4 protein-coding genes and 1 pseudogene are annotated in these 5,757 nt (G+C 71.9%); 4 read left to right on the top strand and 1 reads right to left on the bottom strand.

Features of this window, described 5'->3' with window-relative positions; translation table 11 throughout:
* From IC63_RS16380 to trpE, 4 genes and pseudogenes are all read left to right on the top strand, one after another.
* A pseudogene (locus tag IC63_RS16380) lies at window positions 1-843 on the top strand (hypothetical protein); the annotation flags it as partial.
* Window positions 840-2,015 carry an aminotransferase gene (locus IC63_RS16375; RefSeq protein WP_036722568.1) on the top strand — a complete coding sequence of 392 codons (1,176 nt, stop codon included), beginning with the start codon at window positions 840-842 and terminating at the stop codon, window positions 2,013-2,015. The pseudogene IC63_RS16380 and the gene IC63_RS16375, both read left to right, overlap by 4 nt.
* Before the next feature lie 88 nt (window positions 2,016-2,103).
* Window positions 2,104-3,993 carry a peptidylprolyl isomerase gene (locus tag IC63_RS16370; protein WP_036722563.1) on the top strand — a complete coding sequence of 630 codons (1,890 nt, stop codon included), beginning with the start codon at window positions 2,104-2,106 and terminating at the stop codon, window positions 3,991-3,993.
* The gene (gene trpE, locus IC63_RS16365) at window positions 3,993-5,492 is read left to right on the top strand and encodes an anthranilate synthase component I (protein WP_036722559.1); all 1,500 of its coding nucleotides are present in this window, start codon (window positions 3,993-3,995) and stop codon (window positions 5,490-5,492) included. The genes IC63_RS16370 and trpE overlap by 1 nt, the downstream gene beginning before the upstream one ends.
* A 66-nt stretch (window positions 5,493-5,558) precedes the next feature.
* Here trpE and IC63_RS18300 read toward each other — a convergent pair whose 3' ends face one another.
* Window positions 5,559-5,696 (bottom strand): hypothetical protein, encoded by a 138-nt coding sequence (locus IC63_RS18300; protein WP_156965533.1) that lies wholly within the window; start codon window positions 5,694-5,696, stop codon window positions 5,559-5,561.
* Window positions 5,697-5,757: the final 61 nt, after the last annotated feature.

Here is a 5,757-nt window from a genome sequence, read left to right as displayed (position 1 = left end):
GACCTCGTGCCGGCGGTGGGAAAGATGAGGCGGCGCGCGCGCGCCTCGCGGGCCCGGGCCCCGCCCGCCCCGCCCGCGCCTGTCCCGCCCGCGGCGGCGGCCGGGGGCGGTCCCCCGGGCCTGGCCGCGCCGCGCGCGGCCCGCGCCCCCCGGCCCGGCGCCCCGGCCCAGCCCGCCGCCCCGGACGGCGAGGCGCCGATCCCGGTCCCGCCTCCGGGCAAGGTCGTGGTTCCGGCGCTGGATCGCCTGCCTGAGCGCAGCCCTGCGCAGACCGACGCGGGCATCGCCACGGCGGGTGAGGCGCAGGCATCCGAGTCCGACACTGCGTCCCAGCGCAGCGAAACGGCGCCGGGTGCAGCGGCCGAGCCAGCCGTGTCGGCCATTCCGGGTGTGACGGCGTCAACCGGCGATCGCCCCGCCCCCGACCTGTCGGTGCCTTCGGCGGAGACGACGCCTCCGGCCGCCTCCACCCCTGACGAGCCTGCCCGCACAACCGCAAATCCTTCGGCCGGCGCGACCGACGAACGGCCGCCGGCTCTGCCCACGGTGACCGCCGTGACGCCCCCCGCGGCCAGTGCGCGCGAGGACCGGCCCGCCCCGGACCTGTCTCTGCCGACGGCCCCCGCACCGACGCCGGCAGCGGCCTCGACCGAGCCCCCGTCGGCAACCGCCCGGTCGCAGCCGGCGGCTCCGTCGGTCCGCACGCGCCCCGCACCCGACCTGACCATCCCCTCCTTCTCGCTGGCCGCCCCGCAGCGGCAGGCGCCGGCGCTGCCCCAGCCCTCCGCCGTCACGCCCGCCGAACCGGATCTCGGCGACCTCACACCCGGAGCCCGCAACTGATGCTGCCTCTCAATCCCGCCCTCGGCGCGACCTTCCGGCCCCCGGTGATGGAGGCGCGGCGCTGGCTGGAGGGGGTCAGCTTTCCGCCCGACCGGCCGCTCATCAACGTGAGCCAGGCCGCCCCCGTCGATCCGCCGCCCGAGGGGCTGCGCCGCGCCATCGCAGAAGCGTCGCTGGAGCAGGCGCAGGCGCATCTCTATGGGCCGGTGCTGGGCAACGGCGAACTGCGCGAGGCGGTGGCGGCGGAATGGACCCGCGCCTATGGCGGCACGGTGGCGCCCGAGAACGTCGCGATCACCCAGGGCTGCAACCAGGCCTTCTGCGCCGCGATTGCCACGCTGGCGGGATCGGGCGACGAGGTGATCATCCCGGTGCCGTGGTATTTCAACCACAAGATGTGGCTGGACATGCAGGGCGTGACGGCGGTGCCGCTGGCCTGCGGGCAGGGGATGGTGCCCGATGCCGAGGCCGCGGCGGCGCTGATTTCGGACCGGACCCGGGCGATCGTGCTGGTCAGCCCGAACAACCCCTCGGGGGCGGAATACCCGGCCGAGACGCTGCGGGCGTTCTTTGACCTCGCCCGCGACCGCGGGATCGCGCTGGTGGTGGACGAAACCTATCGCGACTTTGATTCGCGGGACGGGGCGCCGCATAACCTGTTCGCCGATCCGGACTGGGGCGACACGCTGATCCAGCTCTATTCCTTTTCCAAGGCCTACCGCCTGACCGGCCACCGCGTCGGCGCGCTGATCGCCAGCGCGGCGCGGCTGGTCGAGGTGGAAAAGTTCCTCGACACCGTGGCCATCTGCCCGTCGCAGCTGGGCCAGATCGGCGCCGTCTGGGGGATGCGCAACCTGGGCGACTGGCTGACCGGTGAACGCGCCGAGATCCTGCGCCGCCGCGCCGCCATGACCGAGGCGATGACGCGGCTGGCGGGCTGGCGGCTCAAGGGCTGCGGCGCCTATTTCGCCTGGGCCGAACATCCGTTCGCGGAAAGCTCGGCCCAGCTGGCGCCGCGGCTGGTGCGCGAGGCGGGGGTGCTGCTGCTGCCCGGGACGATGTTCATGCCCGCGGGCGATCCTGCCGGCCCCCGCCATGTCCGCATCGCCTTCGCCAACGCCGACGCGGCCGGGATCGGCGCGCTCGCCGACCGGCTGGCCGCGATCCGCTGATCCGGCGCTGACCCCGACCGGCCTTGCCGGTCCCGCGGCCTGCGCCTAAACACGCCGGACCGGACCGGACCGAGACGAGAGGATTTCCATGACCAGCTTGCGCACCAAGGGCAAATCCACGGTGGTCTGGATCCTGATGGGGATGCTGCTGCTGGGCCTCGGCGGGTTCGGGGTGACGAACTTCTCGGGCAGCGCCTCGGGCGAGATCGGCGCGGTGGGCGACACCGAGATCGGGACCGACGATTACCTGCGCGCCATCCGGTCCGAGATGCAGGGGTTTTCGGCCCAGACCGGCCAGAACATGACCGCCGAGCAGGCCCGCGCGCTGGGTGTGCCGCAGACCGTCCAGGCCCGGCTGTTCGCCGCGGCCGCCCTGGAAGACGAGGCGCGGCGGCTGGGGGTCTCGGTCGGCGACGAGGCGGTGCTGCGCCAGGTGACCGGGGCGCCGGGCTTCCAGGGCGCTGGCGGCAGCTTTGACGCCGCCCGATATAACGACGTGCTGCGGAACGAGGGGCTGAGCGCCGCCCAGTTCGAGGAAGACGTGCGGATGGATGAGGCGCGGCTGATGCTGCAGCGCGCGGTGGTCGGCGGAGTCAGCGCCCCGCCCACTCTGCGCGACCGGACCGCGGGCTGGCTGATGGAACGCCGCGATCTGTCCTGGGCGGAACTGAAGGCGGACCAGCTGGCCACCCCCGTCGCCGCGCCCGACGAAGAGACGCTGAAGGCCTGGCACGCCGCCAACGGCGCCCGCTTCACCGCGCCCGAGATCCGCAAGATCACCTATGCCTGGCTGACCCCGGACATGCTGGCGGAAACCGTGCAACTGGACGAGACCGCGCTGCGCGACCTGTACCAGGCCCGCATCGCCGAATTCCAGCAGCCCGAGCGGCGGATGGTGGAACGGCTGGTATTCCAGGACGAGGCCGCCGCCCAGGCCGCCAAGGCGCGGCTGGATGCCGGGCAGGCGACATTCGAGCAGCTGGCCAACGAGCGCGGCCTGCAACTGGCCGACATCGACCTGGGCGAGACCACCGAGGCCGATCTGGGCGCCGCGGGACCGGCCGTCTTTGCCCTGACCCAGCCCGGCGTCGTCGGTCCCTTCGCCACCGATCTGGGCCCGGCGCTGTTTTCGATGAACGCGATCCTCGACCCGGTGAACATCCCGTTCGAGGAGGCGCAGGACGATCTGCGGGCCGAAGCCGCCGCGGACCGCGCCAAGCGGCTGATCGAGGAGCAGGCCCCGCAATTCGAGGACCTGCTGGCCGGGGGCGCCTCGCTGGAGGATCTCGCCAAGGACACCCCGATGGAGGTCGGCAGCATCGAGTTCTCCGCCGAGACGCCCTCGGACGGGATCGCCGCCTATCAGGCCTTCCGCGAACGCGCGGCGAGCCTGACCGACAAGGATTTCCCGCAGATCTACCAGCTGGATGACGGCGGCGTCTTTGCGCTGCGGCTGGACCAGGTGGTGCCGCCGGCGCTGATCCCCTTCGACAAGGTGCGCGAACTGGTGCTGACCGACTGGACCGCGGCCGAGACCCGCCGGCAGCTGAAGGCGCTGGCCGAGGAAGAAAAGATGCGGCTGGAATCGGACGCGACGGCGCAGCCCGCCGCTGACGCGACCACGGCAGCCCGGCCCACCGCTACCATCACCCTGGCGCCCGCCGCCGATGTCGAGCGCGACACCGGGATCGAGGGTGTGCCAGGCGATGTCACGGCGGCGGCCTTCCGGCTCAAGGCTCCGGGTGAGACCGCGGTCGTCGAGGCGGACGGCCGGGTCTTCCTGATCCGCCTGGACGCCACTCGCGCCGCCGACCTGACCGCCGACGAGGCGGTGCCGGTGGTCGAGGGCGTCACCCGGCGGCTGACCGATTCCGTGCGCTCGGACCTCTTCGAGGCCTATGTCCGCGCCCTGCAGGCCACCCACGGTGTCAGGCTGAACAGCGCCGCCATCGCCGCTGCCAACGCGCGCATCCAGTAATGGAACTGTCACCCGATTTCGCCGCCTTCGAGCGCGGCTGGGCCGAGGGCCGCAACCAGCTGGTGACGGTGCGACTGGCCGCCGACCTGGACACGCCGGTCAGCCTGATGCTGAAGCTGGCCGAGGCGCAGCCGCTGTCCTTCGTGCTGGAAAGCGTCACCGGCGGCGAGGTGCGGGGGCGCTATTCCATCGTCGGCATGAAGCCCGACCTGGTCTGGGACTGCCGCGACGGGCGGGCCCGGATCAACCGGCAGGCGCGCTATTCCGAGGTGTTCGAGGATGACCTGCGCCCTGCGCTGGACAGCCTGCGGGCGCTGATCGCGGAAAGCCGGATCGAGATGCCCGAGGGCATCCCGCCGGTCGCGGCGGGGCTGTTCGGCTATCTGGGCTACGACATGATCCGGCTGGTCGAACATCTGCCGGACGTAAATCCCGACCCGATCGAGGTGCCCGACGCGATGCTGATGCGGCCCTCGGTCGTGGCGGTGCTGGACGGGGTCAAGGGCGAGGTGACGCTGTGCGCCCCGGCCTGGCACGACGATGCCGTGCCCGCCCGCGCCGCCTATGCGCAGGCCGCTGAGCGGGTGATGGAGGCGCTGCGCGCGCTGGACCGCCAGCCCGCCGAGCCGCGGGCGCTGGGCGAGGGCGGCACGGTGGGCGAGCCGCGGTCCAACTTTACCCGCGAAGCCTATGTCGCGGCGGTGGAACGCGCCAAGGACTACATCCGCGCCGGGGATATCTTCCAGGTCGTGCCCTCGCAGCGCTGGACGCTGGATTTCCCGCTGCCGCCCTTTGCGCTGTATCGCTCGCTGCGGCGCACCAACCCGTCGCCCTTCATGTTCTTCCTGAACATGGGCGGTTTCCAGATCGTCGGTGCCAGCCCCGAGATCCTCGTCCGGGTCCGCGACGGCGAGGTGACCATCCGCCCCATCGCCGGCACGCGCCCCCGCGGCTCCACACCCGAGGAGGACCGCGCCAACGAGGCGAGCCTGCTCGCCGACGAAAAGGAGCTGGCCGAGCACCTGATGCTGCTCGACCTCGGCCGCAACGACGTGGGCCGGGTGGCTAGGATCGGGACGGTGCGCCCGACCGAGGAGTTCATCATCGAGCGCTACTCCCACGTCATGCACATCGTGTCGAACGTGGTGGGCGAGTTGCGCGAAGGCGAGGATTCGCTGTCGGCGTTGCTGGCCGGGCTGCCGGCGGGGACGGTCTCGGGCGCGCCGAAGGTCCGGGCGATGGAGATCATCGATGAACTCGAGCCCGAAAAGCGCGGCATCTATGGCGGCGCGATCGGCTATTTCGCGGCGAATGGCGAGATGGACATGTGCATCGCGCTGCGCACCGGGGTGGTCAAGGATGGCACGCTGTATGTGCAGGCCGGGGGCGGCGTGGTCTATGACAGCGACCCGGACAGCGAATACATGGAATGCGTTCACAAGTCGCGGGCGATGATCCGCGCGGCGGAAGGCGCGGCGCGGTTCGTGCGCGGCAACTGAGGCCGGAACCGGGGGCTTCGCGCCCCCGGACCCCCGCGGGATATTTGGGCAAAGAAGAAGCCGGGGTCAGTCCTTGCGTTGGTCGGCTTCGCGCTCGCGGCGGATGCGCTGGGCTTCCTCGACCCGGCGCTGCTGTTTCATCTTGCCGGCCTCCTCGTCGGTAGTGCCTTCGACGAGTTCGTAGCTGCGGATTTCCTTGGCCATCGGTGGTCTCCGTTGACGGGTGACGGGGAATCAACCGCAAGGCGGGGTGTCGGTTCCCGAG

This window comes from Paracoccus sphaerophysae (genome assembly GCF_000763805.1).
GTDB classification, from domain to species: domain Bacteria; phylum Pseudomonadota; class Alphaproteobacteria; order Rhodobacterales; family Rhodobacteraceae; genus Paracoccus; species Paracoccus sphaerophysae.
This window is presented reverse-complemented; position numbering and strand designations above follow the sequence as displayed.